12 protein-coding genes are annotated in these 14,747 nt (G+C 37.5%); 2 read left to right on the top strand and 10 right to left on the bottom strand.

Going from position 1 to position 14,747, the window contains the following annotated elements; all coding sequences use genetic code 11:
• Positions 1 to 65 precede the first annotated feature (65 nt).
• Complete coding sequence (locus tag M5121_RS01325; RefSeq protein WP_249570054.1) at positions 66 to 965, top strand: ABUW_2363 family tetratricopeptide repeat lipoprotein; 900 nt, start codon at positions 66 to 68, stop codon at positions 963 to 965.
• 120 nt (positions 966 to 1,085) lie between these two features.
• Complete coding sequence (locus M5121_RS01320) at positions 1,086 to 3,104, top strand: lipase family alpha/beta hydrolase (protein ID WP_249570053.1); 2,019 nt, start codon at positions 1,086 to 1,088, stop codon at positions 3,102 to 3,104.
• Between the two features lie 47 nt (positions 3,105 to 3,151).
• On the opposite strand, the gene ahpF is transcribed toward M5121_RS01320, so the two are convergent.
• From ahpF to purF, 10 genes are all read right to left on the bottom strand, one after another.
• Positions 3,152 to 4,717, bottom strand: a complete 1,566-nt coding sequence (gene ahpF / locus M5121_RS01315) for an alkyl hydroperoxide reductase subunit F (protein ID WP_249570052.1) — start codon at positions 4,715 to 4,717, stop codon at positions 3,152 to 3,154.
• Positions 4,718 to 4,846: 129 nt separating this feature from the next.
• Positions 4,847 to 5,761, bottom strand: coding sequence for a hypothetical protein (locus tag M5121_RS01310; protein WP_249570051.1), 915 nt, complete (start codon positions 5,759 to 5,761; stop codon positions 4,847 to 4,849).
• 24 nt (positions 5,762 to 5,785) lie between these two features.
• Positions 5,786 to 6,913 carry a toxic anion resistance protein gene (locus tag M5121_RS01305; protein WP_249570050.1) on the bottom strand — a complete coding sequence of 376 codons (1,128 nt, stop codon included), beginning with the start codon at positions 6,911 to 6,913 and terminating at the stop codon, positions 5,786 to 5,788.
• A gap of 12 nt (positions 6,914 to 6,925) precedes the next feature.
• Complete coding sequence (locus M5121_RS01300) at positions 6,926 to 7,702, bottom strand: hypothetical protein (protein WP_004962657.1); 777 nt, start codon at positions 7,700 to 7,702, stop codon at positions 6,926 to 6,928.
• A 123-nt stretch (positions 7,703 to 7,825) separates the two neighbouring features.
• Positions 7,826 to 8,239, bottom strand: coding sequence for a PaaI family thioesterase (locus M5121_RS01295; RefSeq protein ID WP_004911902.1), 414 nt, complete (start codon positions 8,237 to 8,239; stop codon positions 7,826 to 7,828).
• A gap of 21 nt (positions 8,240 to 8,260) precedes the next feature.
• Positions 8,261 to 9,244: a fatty acid desaturase family protein gene (locus M5121_RS01290; RefSeq protein WP_042893046.1), complete on the bottom strand. Its 984-nt coding sequence runs from the start codon at positions 9,242 to 9,244 to the stop codon at positions 8,261 to 8,263.
• A 117-nt stretch (positions 9,245 to 9,361) separates the two neighbouring features.
• Positions 9,362 to 10,159 (bottom strand): PaaX family transcriptional regulator C-terminal domain-containing protein, encoded by a 798-nt coding sequence (locus M5121_RS01285; protein WP_005402428.1) that lies wholly within the window; start codon positions 10,157 to 10,159, stop codon positions 9,362 to 9,364.
• A gap of 104 nt (positions 10,160 to 10,263) precedes the next feature.
• A complete protein-coding gene (locus tag M5121_RS01280) occupies positions 10,264 to 11,064 on the bottom strand; it encodes an undecaprenyl-diphosphate phosphatase (RefSeq protein WP_249570049.1) in 801 nt (266 codons plus the stop codon).
• Positions 11,065 to 11,193: 129 nt separating this feature from the next.
• Positions 11,194 to 13,083: a M48 family metalloprotease gene (locus tag M5121_RS01275; RefSeq protein WP_171066556.1), complete on the bottom strand. Its 1,890-nt coding sequence runs from the start codon at positions 13,081 to 13,083 to the stop codon at positions 11,194 to 11,196.
• A gap of 103 nt (positions 13,084 to 13,186) precedes the next feature.
• A complete protein-coding gene (gene purF / locus M5121_RS01270) occupies positions 13,187 to 14,725 on the bottom strand; it encodes an amidophosphoribosyltransferase (RefSeq protein WP_249570048.1) in 1,539 nt (512 codons plus the stop codon).
• Positions 14,726 to 14,747: the final 22 nt, after the last annotated feature.

The following is a 14,747-nucleotide window of genomic DNA, read 5'->3' as shown; positions in this document are numbered from 1 at the left end:
TTTTCCTAGACTGGTAAAACCAACGATCGACCTAGTTAATTCACTAAAATTAATGGATGTAAAGCATGAATTTTAAGCCTTTGGCACTTCTTGTACTTTCAACTTCTTTTTTAACAGCTTGTGGTACTACGCCAGTAAAAAAAGAAAAAGCTGCTGAACCTTTTGTATTCAAAGAACCTGATCCAACTCCCCCATTTTACGCTTTAAATCCAGTTAAATATGATGCTCCACCAAGCTTTGAAGTTGCAATTAAATATGCATCGGCTCAACCTGTAACAAAAATGGTTGTTTCACTTCAAGGTGACCCATCAAAATCAACCACCCTTGAGGTGAATAAATTAATCGTCCCTACGATTGATCAGAAGCAACGTAATATGAAATATGCGGTGCTTGCTGGCGATAATGAAGTAGATGTCACTGAAATTGATGATTTTCTTCAATTGGTTGAAGGTAAAGCGCGTCACTACCCACCACGTTTTACTGAACGCCAAGAACGTAAAGGTTATGAGGCAAAACTTCGTGAAATTACGCAGAAACTTGATGCTTTAGCAGAAAAGCCGAATGCTTCTCTGGATGTACTTACTCGTGCATTTAAAGCCAGTGTAATGGCTCGCAACCTTGACTTGGGTACAGCTTACACATCTAAGTCTTTAACTTATGCTCAACGAATTTTAGCGATTAACCCTAACGATCCTGAAACCAATTTTTGGTTCGGTTTTGGATTATCAGAAGGTGGTGGACAACGTGAAGCAATTCCATACCTAGATAAAGCGATTAAAGGTGGAGTGCAAGAGGCATATCTTTCTGCTGCAAACAATTTCTTATGGCTTGAACAGAAGAAAAATGCGCTTCAAACGCTCAAAAATTACAAAATTAATTATCCTGACGAAGCAGAAGTAGTTGACCGTTTGATTCAAGAAGTTGAATCAGGAAAACGTTGGAACATGTGGCAAGTTCTTAACTAAATTACTCTCTTTTTTGTAAAAATAGGCCGTTTTATACGGTCTATTTTTTTATGTTGATTGAAAATGCATCCTTTTTTCGTATTATAGCGGTAATCCTGCTCTCAATTTACTGAAACCCTAATGCGTGCATTTAATTCTTCACATCGCCTATTTGCAATAACGCTACTCAGTACAGTCATCATGAGTGGTTGCCAAGTTGTAAGCTTAAAACAGCAAGCCATTGATGTCACAATTGCTAATGAGAGAAATAGTATCCTGACTCAAAAAAGACTCAGCGAAGCAAGTCTCAATGTTTTATCGATGTCAGGTAAAGAAGCAAAGTATTGCATGCAATCTGCTGATGAGTGCATTGCGGATTTACATAAAATTCCTCAAATCTTAGATGAACAGCTCTTATCGACTAGCAGTGAATTATTTCTAGCGAAATCCAAAGCTCTAGCGGACTCATCAGAATGCAAAATAAGTAAACTAAGCAAACACAAATCTGAGGAAGAACAAAAGAATATTCAGAGAAATTATGAGCAGTGCTTAGATCAACAATTAGAAGTTTTAGATAAAAGTATTCGCTATAGCTATGCTTATCTATTTAAAACTAGTCGTGCACCACAAGAGCGACTTTTTGATAACCGCCAAGTACAAATTCGTGACTTTTACAACCAAGCATTAACTCAACTGGTCAATATTCATAGTCTAAGAAATCCATCCAAAGATCTCGCACCGACTATTAAAATTGGGAAAAGTACGTATACGATTGATATCCAAGCTTATCAACGTTTACAGAATATGAAGCTAGAAAAATTTGTTTCTAGCTATAACATGAACTTCTCAGGATTAAGAGCAATTAACCGACGCGATGGTTTTGGTTCTGATTTTGTAGCAGTATTCCCTGCAGACAATACCAATAAGTTTGAGAATAAATATATTTTAGATCCTCTCAACTACAACTATCCTAAAGGTACAAATCCGAATATTCATAAAGCTCGTTATTTAGCTGCGACTATTATTGCTCAACCTAAACGCGCCGCAGCAACAGCCGATGAAGTGTTAAATAGCCCAGAATTTGAGATTAAAGTTTACGATCCATATAGCGTTGAAAAAGTTAATATCGCTGGAAAACCTTATTCATTGGCTGCAAATTTCTCTGCTCCATATGGTTTATGGTTGTCTGAAAATAATTTAGGCGCAGCAGCTTACTTAACTTTAATTGATCGTGATCAACACCTAACCATGCCGCATTTATATATGCTGGAACCTTACAATCCTAATAAAAAAGTCATCGTATTGGTTCATGGTTTAGCTAGTAGTCCTGAAGCATGGATTGCGGTAACAAACGATATTATGGGTGATCCTGTACTTCGTGAACATTATCAAGTCTGGCAAGTTTTTTATTCAACCAATATGCCAATCTTAGAAAGTCGTTTTCAAATATATGCTCTACTTAAACAAGCATTTGGCTCGGTGAATATGCAAGATGCTGCAGCCAAAGATGCTGTTCTTATTGGACATAGTATGGGTGGTATTATCAGTCGTCTTTTAGTGAGCAATGCTGATATATCAAAAGAAGAATTAGTGATGATGAGTAGTCGTCAGCAAACTCGTTTACGCAAGCATCCCGTAATTGGTGAGCGACTAAAAATGCAACCTATATCTAATTTTGATCGTGCGATTTTTCTGGCAGCACCGCATAAAGGTACAGATTACGCTGATCGTTGGTTTACTCTCGCAGCACGAAAAATCATTAAACTACCGACCACATTTCTCACAACACTGGCAGATACTTTAACAAGTAATGATGTTGAGCTAAAAGATTTTGTAAAAACACTTACTAATGATGTTATTCAGAATGGTCCAAGTGATCTAAGTAAAAAATCCAAATTTATGGAGTTAACGGCTGATATTCCTCCACAAAAAGGTCTACTGTTTCATTCCATCATGGGAAATATCACAAAGAGCCAAGATCCTAACATCATGACAGATGGAATAGTTCCGTATAAAAGTGCTCACCTAGATGGAGCTGTTTCTGAAAAAATTATTACAGGTGGTCATTCAATTCAAGTAACTCCCGAAGCAGTCTTGGAATTAAGACGAATTTTACGACAACATCTTGTGGAACACGGTTTATATAAACCGCAAAACTAAACAAAAAGCCCAAAGTTAACTTTGGGCTTTTTTATTACTAGTTCTAATTAATTCGTAGAACGAATCATGTAATCAAAGGCAGATAATGCAGCTTTCGCACCTTCGCCTGTTGCGATGATGATTTGCTTGTATGGTACTGTCGTACAGTCACCTGCAGCAAATACACCCTGTACATTGGTTTCATTACGATCATTAATCACAATCTCACCACGATTGCTGAGTTCGACTGCACTGTTCTTTAGGAAATCCGTATTTGGCAATAAACCAATTTGTACAAAGATTCCCGCAAGTTCTACTGTGTGTTCTACATCAGTCGCACGATCTTTATACTTCAATGCTGTCACTTGTGAACCATCACCAACTACTTCAGTACTTAAAGCATTGGTGATAACTGTGGTATTCGGTAAGCTATTTAACTTATCCTGTAAGACTTGGTCAGCACGAAGTTTGGTATCAAACTCAACCAAAGTCACATGCTCAACAATCCCTGCTAGATCAATCGCAGCTTCTACACCCGAGTTACCTCCACCAATCACTGCAACACGTTTACCTTTGAACAATGGACCATCACAGTGTGGGCAGTACGCAACACCACGTGTACGGTATTCAGCTTCACCTGGAACATTCATTTCTCTCCAACGAGCACCTGTTGAAAGAATGATGGTCTTAGACTCAAGCTTAGCACCATTTTCTAGTTCAACTTCAACCAAACCATTGGCTGTTTGGTCTGCACCTGTGATTTTACTAACTCTCTGTAAGTTCATGATGTCCACGCCGTATTCACGGACATGCGCTTCCATGTCTTGAGCAAACTTAGGACCAACTGTTTTTTGGATCGTGGTAAAGTTTTCAATATCCATGGTATCCATGACTTGACCGCCAAAACGTTCAGCCACAATCCCAGTTTTGATCCCTTTACGCGCTGCATAGATCGCAGCTGTACCACCTGCAGGACCACCACCAATCACCAATACATCAAAAGCATCTTTCGCATTGAGAAGTGCTGCATCTTTTTCCGCTGAGTTACTATCTAACTTCGCGATGATTTCTTCCAAAGTCATACGACCCTGACCAATATGTTCATTGTCTTGGAACAACATTGGGACTGCCAAGATTTTGCGTTCCTCAACTTCCTCTTGGAAGAAACCACCATCAATCATGGTCGCAGTTGCATCTGGGTTATAGATCGCAATTAAGTTCAAAGCCTGAACCACATCTGGACAGTTGTGACAACTCAAAGATACAAACACATCAAAGTTTGATTTTAAGTTCAAACCTTTAATCTGATTTAACACCTCATCCGACACCTTCGGTGCATAACCTGAAACTTGTAACAATGCCAAGATCAAAGAGGTGAACTCATGTCCCATTGGTAGACCAGCAAAGAACACGCGAGGTTGTTCACCTGCTTTAGCCACACCGAAACTAGGACGGCGAGCGTTTGAACCGTCAAAACGCGCCGTAACTTGATCAGAAAGTTCAGCAATTTCGGTCACGAGTTCTTTGATTTTTGCAGCTTTATCGGATTCATCTAAAGCAGCCACCAACTCGATTGGACTTTCTAAACGTTCTAAGTAAGCTTTTAATTGAGTTTTAATATTTTGATCTAACATGTCTTTCTCCAAATTCTCAGCAATTCAATCAGCTAAATTCTTTCAATGGGACTATAGTACGCAAATTATTTAAATAGGTAAAACAGGTTGTTTTCATCATATCAATCGAACAAACCGAACATAACAAACTTATAGATCAAGTTTCTGCGTAATTCGATATCGACGGTTTTTAAAATGCTTAGCTAGCATGTACAAAACCACACTCATTGCGAGATTGATAATTAGAAAGACCAACAAAAAGAAATTCACGTACTTTGAAATTTTTTCTGCTTGCTGCGCTTGGATATCTAGCGGTTGAGTAATCAAAGTAATACTTTTCCCATACAGCTGTTGTTGCATCACCCACAATTGTTCAGGCTTAAAATCATAGTTACTAAATTCAGTGGGAACCTTTTTCTCAGCTTCGATCAATTGATTGACATAAATATTCGCAGTTTTGCGATCAATCGGATCATGTAACAAAGCGACCTGAGCTAAGACATAAGCTTTTTCTGTTTGAGAGATATTTATATCTTGTAAATCTTGAGCAATTTGGCTTTCGACAATATTTGTTTGATAACTCATCCAACGCCGATAAGCTTCATCTGTTTCGTTCTTCCAATCATATTGAATATAGCTTAATCCTGACCATAGCAATATAAACGAAATGATCCATGCCAAAAAACGCTGTGTCCAAGCTTGAAATCGCTGTTGGAAGAACTTAAATTTCTTCACCCAACGCACAATTAGAAATGCACCAACAAAGGAAACAAGGACTTTCAGAAACAGCCAACCAAACCAAGAAAGAAGATTGAAAAAATAATCCACAGGTTGTTTAAAAGGTACCAAATCTTGTACTTGATATGGTAAATCTAAACTCTGAACATGCAATGAAAGATCAAAAAACCGATAAATAAATTCTTTTTGTAGAAAGAATGCCGCAATAGTTAAAACCATCAAGACTATACTTGCAGCAAGCCCAATGACTATATTGCGTTGGCGTTTTTTCAACACCTGCAAACGCTGATCAATAGGTTCCACACTTAAATCATTTATGGGTGACAATGATCTTTCCTTTCATAATAAATTTTAAGATTTAGGCGTTTGCCCACTATTTTCCAGAACGAGATGATTAAGACTTTCTTGCAATGCACGCAAACGCGTTGTTGCTTCAGCTCTTTTTTGCATTCCCTCTTTCTGGATTTGGATTACATCATTTACTGTTTTAATGAGGGTGTTTTGAACATGTTCAAGTGTTTCAACATCAATCACTGAACGTTGATTCGCTTTTGCAGTATCAACTGAGTTTTGATGCAATAATTCCGCATTTCGACGAAGTAAATCATTGGTCGTGTCATCAATCGCTTTCGCTAATTGCACACTATTTTTCTGTTCTTGCAATGAAATCGCTAAGCTAATCTGATTCTTCCAAGCTGGCAATGTAATATTTTTTATTGCATAGAATTTATCAACCAACATCAAATTATTAGATTGAATAATACGAATCATAGGTAGGGTTTGCATTGCAGATTGTTGCAGTACTTGTAAATCACTCACCCTTTTTTCAAGATTATTCGCTAAATGATTGAGATCATAAATTTGTTGCGTGGTCTGCTGATCTTGCTCTTGATTAGTTAAGGCCACAATTTGCTGTTGAATATCTTGTTGCTTCAATTGTCCTGCTGCGATATATACACCCAATTGTTTATACTCTTCCTGCACAGCATCAAACATTTTGTCTAGAGTTCCAACACGTGCTTTCAAACCAGATTGTGAACTCTCAATTTCTTTAACTAAAGCATCAATCTGTTCTTTGGTCGTATTAAAATGCTGATCAAAACTTTGCTTTGCACTTTTAAATTTACTAAGTAAACCACCAAAAAATCCTGAACTTTTAGACTTATTCAAAATACTCGAAGTATTTAATTGCTGAGCAACCTGAACGACCTGATTTAATTTTTGCCCTGTTGCATCTAAATCTTTATTTTGAACGAGATCAAGTAACTCATCTGTATAAGTCGATGTTTTATTGGCAATATTTTTCCCATATTCAGCTACAACAGTTGTGCTTATCTCAGCGAGTTCCTTATGTGCATCCATCACCTCCGCAAAATCATGCGGTTGCAATCCTAGCTCTTTTAAATTCAATTGTTCAAAGCGTTCCTCTTGTTTTAATTCGACTTGAGTTGACGCTTGAGTCAATTCTGAACCAGACATACTTTTCCCCTCTTATTTCTCTAATGATTTTTTAAGATTTTGAATCAAATCTTCTCGACTTTTATCCAATTTTTCAAGAGTGATGCTTGAATTTGAGTGACGACTTTGCTGTAAATGATATTGCCATGCTGGAATCAAAACTTGCTGAGCTTCTTTAAATCGATCTAATAAACTAAAAGATAAATGCTGAGATAACTGCATTTGTTTGATCGCAATATCATTACTCGTTTGTAAAGTTTGTAAGGTATTCACTTTTTTAGACAATCGCTCAAGAAAATGATCTAAAGTTTTTTGGCGACTAAACTCAGGATATTCATTCAAAAACTCTTGAGCTGCGCCAATATAGGCTGCCATTTGTTCTCGTAAGCCCAATACCTGCTGTATTCGTGATTGTGACTTCTGTATTTCTATTTGCAGTTTTTGACTTAAATGATTTGCTTCATCAATTAAGCGATCAAGGTCTTTTAAATATTTTACCTGACCTGCATCATACTCCACATCAATGCCGAGCCATTTTTGCAATGCATTGAATCGACGACCACGTAGATACTTTTTTGAGAGTGACAGCTGTTGAATAATCTGTGAGATAACCGCACTTAACTGTTGATTTAATTTTGGGTCAATACCATTCAGTAAAACACTTTGAGCTTGAACTAAATGATCGGCATAGGCATTCAAACGATGCGGATCATCCATCAAAGGCAATAGATCATTTCGCTTAATCGCTAAAAGTTGCTCGTGATCAAGCGAAATCTGAGATAGAGGTATTAAGTCGAGTTCTATGGGCATATAAGTAAAAATGGTAAGAACAAATAAATTTGAACAAACTTAGTTTTAGCATGTTCTTACCAATTCTCATACTGAATTGTTGTTATGTTTTGCTGCTCTATTCGTTGTTATTTCTAAAATTTTTTATTGCTTTGGAATTGCATATGTACCGATAACATGAGCAACAGGTTCATCGTCTCCAACTGAATACAACCATACCTCACCAGTCACCAAGGTTTTACCGACTTTAATCAATTTACAAACAGCTTTAATATTTTGCATTCCGTTTGGTTTGCGGAAAAAGTTAATCGTCATATTGGTTGTGACTGCCATGGCCACCAATCCCAAGTCACCTAAAATTGCAACATACAATGCAAAATCAGCTACAAGCATCAATGTTGGCCCTGACACGGTTTGTCCGGGGCGTAAGTCACTTTGATCGACACGATATAATAGCTCTGCACCTTTTGGGGTAATCTCAACAATTGATGTTTTTTCCAGTGCTTGTGGAAACTCTTGAGCTAAAAAACTAATGATCTGTTCTTTTGCTAATAGCATATCTATTCCTCTATTCTTGAATTAATCAGCTTGGTTAGATAGTTCATGTAAAACTTGCCAATACGTTGGCGGTTCTTCTACATGTCCGCGCTCACGTAACATCTGATGCATTTTCGGTAATTTGAAATATGGAACAGCAGCCATAAGATGATGTTCTTTATGATAATTAACATGTATTGGCGCGACTAATGCACGTGCTAAATATCCTGCTTTAGTTGTACGAGTATTTGTTAAAGCACTATTACTTGTTGGCATTCCTGCATGTTCAGCCATTGAACGGACACGGAGAAACAAAGGAAATGGGGTGAGATATGCCAAGATCCACAATGCATACAACTTAGGATGACCTGAAGCCCACAATGCTCCGAAAATAGCTGCATTAGTGGCTATCGCTCCGCCACTATTTTTTATAAATGTTTTTGCATAATCGCTCCAATGACGTCCATCTTGAGGAATCCAACGGCGATCATTTGAAACTGTCCATTCCATCTTCTCAATATCCATCAACACTCGCCCAATCGCAAATTTAATTCCCGTTAAACCAGATAAATCCCGAATAAATTTGCGCATTAATGATTTTTTGGAAGTTGGAAAGCCCGAAACCAATGTTAGATCAGGGTCATCAACAGTAGAGGTTTTACTGTGATGACGGATATGATGAGCGCGATATTTATGTAAATCATTCCAAATCGGACGAGCACATAACCAATCAGTTAATGTGTCATTCAACCACTTAGTTTTAAATAAACTTTGATGCGAAGCATCATGCATAAGAATAGCAAGCGCTAATTGCCTACCAGCAAGAATGATTAGCGCTACGATACACAATAATAATTTTCCCCAAGCTGGCACATAGTCCCAAAAGCTAGCAACGGCAGCAAAGGTACCGCCAATCACAGCCCAAGTTGAAAAAACAGCCCAGCCCCCATGTAAATCTGATTTACTAGTTAGCTCACTGATTTCATCTCTTGTGAATAGATCACTGATAGCAACACGCGTATTCATATCCTTATCCCATATTTTTTTTAATTTTAAAACTACACAACTTATATTTTTATTTTAAAACATGTAATATTTCTGTCAACAAAATATAATTAAATTTTTAGTAATATTTTAAATTAACTATTCATCATGCTGTTCATAAAATCTTCGCCATAGTTCTAAACCAATTTGATCTAGCCTCTGAACACTTTGAGCAAATTGATCGCGTAATTTTACGTCAACAAAATCTTCTGGTAACAATGGATCATTCATTAATTGTGAAATTGTTTGCCGACCAAGTAATAAAGATTCTTTCGTTGCGATATCTAAATCCAACTCATTCGCTGTTTCTAACCATTGTTCAATCATTTGAGCGTATTTTTGATAATTTTGATTTAATGTCTTGGTGGACCATAGTTCAGTTATTATTTTTATAGTTTGAGCATCGAAAAACTGGATCGCACACACTTTTGCAGTTTGCTCCAGACCCGTAGCATGTAGTTCAGTAACAAGCTGCTCAAAAGATATTGCTAAATTGTCTGGGCGAATATAAATGCCTTGCTCTAACTCTTTGAATCCCAAATGTTTCAAAGCGCGTTCTCTTCTATGCAAAGCCGTTCGATCGACTCTTCCCAAAGCCCCTGTAAATACACCGATAAATTGCTGATTCCATGGTTTGGTTTGTTTAATACCATTTTTTCGATTTAACATCACATCAGCCCACTCACGTGACTGATTGGTAAACTGATAGACGCCGCGCTCAATCGCCTCAATGACTCCTTCACTCGATAATCGAGTCACAGCAACCCTGATGCTATTTTCACTAATCTCAAAAAGTCGAGCTGCAATGATGATCTGCTTGATTGAAATTTCTCGTCCTTGTAACCCCAAAAGGAGATCAACAATCAAATCACGGGCATTCAGTTTTGCTATTGTCATAGTATGTTTTAACCAATACATAACTAGTGAATATAAAAAAAATAAGATCCAAAAATTAGTAAAAAAGCCTCTTTTCTAATCAAAAAAAAGAGGCTGATTTATATTTATAAGAATACGAAAAGTAAAATTACACCCAAAACAATGCGGTACCAAGCAAATACACGCAAAGTATGACGTTCAACAAATTTAACTAAAGCACTAACTACCAACAATGCAGAAATAAACGCAGCCACAAAACCAACACCAATATTCAGCATATTGTCTTGTGTGAGAACATCAGCATTACGAATTAAATCAAATGTCGCAGCACCTAACATCGTTGGCATCGCGAGAAAGAAAGAAAATTCTGTTGCCGCTTTACGAGACAAACCTGAGAACATTCCTCCCACAATGGTAGCACCAGAACGAGAAGTCCCTGGAATCATCGCAACACATTGTGCACAACCAACTAAAAAAGCTTGCTTGTAAGTAATTTTTGTCGCTTCAGTTGTTTTATGATCAAAATTCTTGGATTCAACCCAGAAAATAATCAGACCGCCAACAATCAGTGCGATTGCGACCACAAGTGGACTAAATAGAACACTTTTAATAAAATCGACTGCAAAAATACCAATCACGACAGCAGGAAAAAAAGCAATTAAAACGCTAAAAGCAAAATGACGCGCTTCTGAATCGCCACTAAAAAAACCTTTAACCAAATCAAAAATCTTTTGTCGGTATAACCAACAGACAGCCAAAATTGCACCAAGCTGAATGACAACTTCAAATACACGCCCATCGTCGGAATGGAAGTCGATCATGTGACCAAATAAAATTAAATGACCCGTACTTGAAATCGGTAAAAACTCGGTCAAACCCTCAATAAACCCTAAAAATAAAGCCTTTAAAATTTCAATATGTTGCATAACTTACTCAAAAAATGCGTAGTTCAAGATTAAAATAAAGGGCAAGCTTACCTTGAAATTAAATCATTTTATGTGATTGTCACGTAACGTTTTAAGCTTGATCTTTCTAGCTCTAATACGAGTTTATTATTAAATAATCATCAAACTATTTTTCTTTTGCATTTGTTCAACAACTTCACGTGTATCGAATCCTAAACGCCAATAAAGCAACTCTAAAACATCTAATTCATCTTGCGTGATGATACGATCGCTCCATAAACATCGCTCTGCAATTGCTAAAATATTGAGACGATCACGTAATAACAAGCCTGAAACGTCATTTAAAATTTCTGCTAAATCAAGTGGTTCATCAGAAATATCTGCATAAATCTGCATTTCTTCGGGTGCTAAAATCTGTTGAAGAATTCGCTCACGCACCTCAAGCTGATTTGGACTATTAATTTGTTGTACATGCAATAAAGCATCAATTAAATGCACAATTTGTGCTTTCACATCTTCAAATGATGTTGGTAAATGTGCAGGCATAAGATTAAGTTCACGCTTTACTCTCTCCAACAATAAAGCATCAAGCAGACCCACCTCACCGTCTTCTTGAATAATACAAGCCAATTTAGTCAAAAATTGACGAGCAATACTTGTCGGCATATGCCCAATATTCTTACAGGCGTCATGGAAGATTTGAACATGAATACGACCATCTAAATTCAATAAAGAATCTACAATTGCATGACTTACCGCGGCTTCTTGAGGAATAAACTCACGATATTGACGAATCATTAGAATCGCAACCATCACTTCCCTTGAACCTGTCGCCGTTTGCATCGCTCTTTGTATCAATTCTGGGCGCTTTTTATTCTTCCGCATTTCAGAGTTTAAAGGCTTAATTGCATCATTTAAGGCAAAACTGATCGGTGATAAACGTAATAAAGGTAAAGGCTGTGGAGAACTCCAAGGTAATGTCATATCTGTCATTTCCTCTTCCAAAGAACGAAACAGACTGAATAAAGGACGATTGCGTAACTTTTTTAAATTTTCTAATTGCAAATCCTGTAACAAAGTAGGATTTAGTTCATAAATTCGATCTTTGATACTTGGATGAATATTCATCCAACTTTGCGGACTAAGAGAATTTGCGAAACACATATGTGAAATCGATTCTGAATACGCACTATGAATTTGCGACCCTGAATGGTGGACATAGATACGTAACAAGGTTTGAATATTGGCATTATTATTCATCAAACGCATAGTTTTCAGGTCATTACGAAAGGTTCGCCCACTTAAGGTCAAATATTTAATTAAACGCGTTATTAAGATGCCTAAACTACCAATCAGCCAAATCACTCCACCAATCGCAACAAAAATAGTTTCGAATTTGTTTCGATAAGAAGTTGCATAAGGATTGTAGCCTGCTTGAGCTAATTTACTCCCCCATTGACTAAAGGTGGTTAAACCACTGTATAAGATTTTTAATTTGGTATTTTCGACTGCTTCGCCTGATAAAATCTGGTTGAATTCATAACTTAATAAGCCATATAGCTCTAGCTCATCCAAATTTTGTAGAGCACCCCACGTTAAAATAATTACGATGTCTTGAGATCTGAAGCCTGCGGTTAAGGCATTCACACCAACTTCATCTGGGAGCACATAAACAGCGGGAGTATCGATCGCAAAACTTTGAGCAACTTGCTCTACGACTTTTAATGCTGTGCTCTCTTCGGGCGTACTTTCGTCAAAAACAAGGCGTCTTGCTTTAAGTTGTTTTGCAAGTGAATGGCCGCCTTCACGTAAGACATACAGTTCAGCACCAACCGACCAAACCATAACGAAGAATAAAAGAAAGATGAAATATGGACTAAGAACATGCCACCAAATGGCTTGAGTGTAGTCAAAGAAATGAACGACTAACCCCAAAATCAAATTGAGAATAAAAACTGTCGACAACATAGCGAGCAAGCAAAAACTTACCGACCATGCAATATTTTTATTTTCAATTAAATAATGGCTCATTTCTTTCAATGTAAATTTTCCCGATTACATTGTTGATCTTAGAGGCTTCGAAACCTTAAATATCATAAAATAAAAAAGCGGGAATTTCCCGCTTTTCTATAGATTTAAATGATTACTCTTCTCTAATACCTGTTAAATCAACAGAAGAAGCATCGATATTTACATCAATATAACCATCTGCTTTCTTCTTTGCTGAATCATTACGTTTCTGCTCGAGATTAATCAGATAGTCATTATCAATCCCACCAGCCACATAGATCCCGTCAAATACTGAACAATCGAATTCTCTTAAATCAGGCACTTTGCTAGTCCGCACTGCGTTCTTTAAATCTTCCAAATCTTGGAAAACTAAACGATCTGCACCAATAATCTCACGAATTTCTTCAACTGTACGATCTGAAGCAATTAATTCAGATTTTGCTGGCATATCGATACCATACACGTTTGGATATTTCACCATAGGTGCAGCCGAAGCAAAGAATACTTTCTTCGCTCCAGAATCACGTGCCATTTGAATAATCTCATTACACGTTGTACCACGTACAATCGAGTCATCCACTAACAGTACATTTTTATCTTTAAATTCAAGCTCAACTGGGTTTAGCTTTTGACGAACTGATTTTTTGCGCTGCTGTTGACCTGGCATAATGAAGGTACGTCCGATGTAACGGTTTTTCATAAAACCTTCACGGAATTTCACGCCCAAAATATTAGCCAATTCTAATGCTGAAGTACGGCTAGTATCTGGAATTGGAATGACCACATCAATATCGTGCTCTTCACCCCATTCCTTCAAAATTTTATACGCAAGCTTTTCACCCATTTTTAAACGAGCTTTATAAACTGAGATGCCATCAATTGTTGCATCTGGACGAGCAAAGTACACATATTCAAAAATACATGGACGATATTCAGGATTTACTGCACATTGTTTGGTAAACAATTCACCATTTGAATTAATGAAAATTGCCTCACCTGGTGCAATATCACGCTCAACTTTAAAACCTAGCGCTGTAATCGCAACGGATTCAGAGGCAATAATATATTCAGTGCCTTGCTCAGTTTCACGAGAACCATAAACCAAAGGACGAATCCCGTTTGGATCACGAAAACCAACAAGCCCATGACCTGTGATCATCGCAACAACCCCATAAGCACCTTTACAACGCTCATGAACACGAGATACGGTGTGGAAGATATTTTCTGGCGTTGGGTTGAGTGTACCGATCTTCTGTAACTCATGTGCAAACACGTTGAGTAAAACTTCAGAATCAGAATCAGTATTCATGTGACGTAAATCTGTTTTAAACAGATCATCATGAATTTCTGAGGCGTTGGTCAAGTTACCATTGTGTGCAAGGGTAATACCATATGGAGAGTTTACATAAAACGGCTGTGCTTCAGCACTACTTGACGAACCTGCTGTTGGATAACGAACATGTCCTATCCCATAGTTACCAAGCAAAGCACGCATGTGACGGGTATGGAATACATCACGCACCATACCATTATCTTTGCGGAGGAATAAACGCCCTTGATGGCAAGTTACAATCCCTGCTGCATCTTGTCCTCGATGTTGTAACATCGTCAAGGCATCAAATAACATTTGGTTTACTGGCGATTTACCGGCAATCCCAACAACTCCACACATAGCAACCTCGCGACAAGCTAGG

The sequence above is a fragment of the Acinetobacter sp. ANC5681 genome (assembly GCF_023488045.1).
GTDB lineage: Bacteria > Pseudomonadota > Gammaproteobacteria > Pseudomonadales > Moraxellaceae > Acinetobacter.
This window is presented reverse-complemented; position numbering and strand designations above follow the sequence as displayed.

Bases quoted from the DNA above. Each gene is read 5' to 3' on its own strand.
- M5121_RS01325 (WP_249570054.1), top strand. From the start codon at position 66: ATGAATTTTAAGCCTTTGGCACTTCTTGTACTTTCAACTTCTTTTTTA.
- M5121_RS01320 (WP_249570053.1), top strand. From the start codon at position 1,086: ATGCGTGCATTTAATTCTTCACATCGCCTATTTGCAATAACGCTACTC.
- ahpF (WP_249570052.1), bottom strand. From the start codon at position 4,717: ATGTTAGATCAAAATATTAAAACTCAATTAAAAGCTTACTTAGAACGT.
- M5121_RS01305 (WP_249570050.1), bottom strand. From the start codon at position 6,913: ATGTCTGGTTCAGAATTGACTCAAGCGTCAACTCAAGTCGAATTAAAA.
- M5121_RS01300 (WP_004962657.1), bottom strand. From the start codon at position 7,702: ATGCCCATAGAACTCGACTTAATACCTCTATCTCAGATTTCGCTTGAT.
- M5121_RS01295 (WP_004911902.1), bottom strand. From the start codon at position 8,239: ATGCTATTAGCAAAAGAACAGATCATTAGTTTTTTAGCTCAAGAGTTT.
- M5121_RS01290 (WP_042893046.1), bottom strand. From the start codon at position 9,244: ATGAATACGCGTGTTGCTATCAGTGATCTATTCACAAGAGATGAAATC.
- M5121_RS01285 (WP_005402428.1), bottom strand. From the start codon at position 10,159: ATGACAATAGCAAAACTGAATGCCCGTGATTTGATTGTTGATCTCCTT.
- M5121_RS01280 (WP_249570049.1), bottom strand. From the start codon at position 11,064: ATGCAACATATTGAAATTTTAAAGGCTTTATTTTTAGGGTTTATTGAG.
- purF (WP_249570048.1), bottom strand. From the start codon at position 14,725: ATGTGTGGAGTTGTTGGGATTGCCGGTAAATCGCCAGTAAACCAAATG.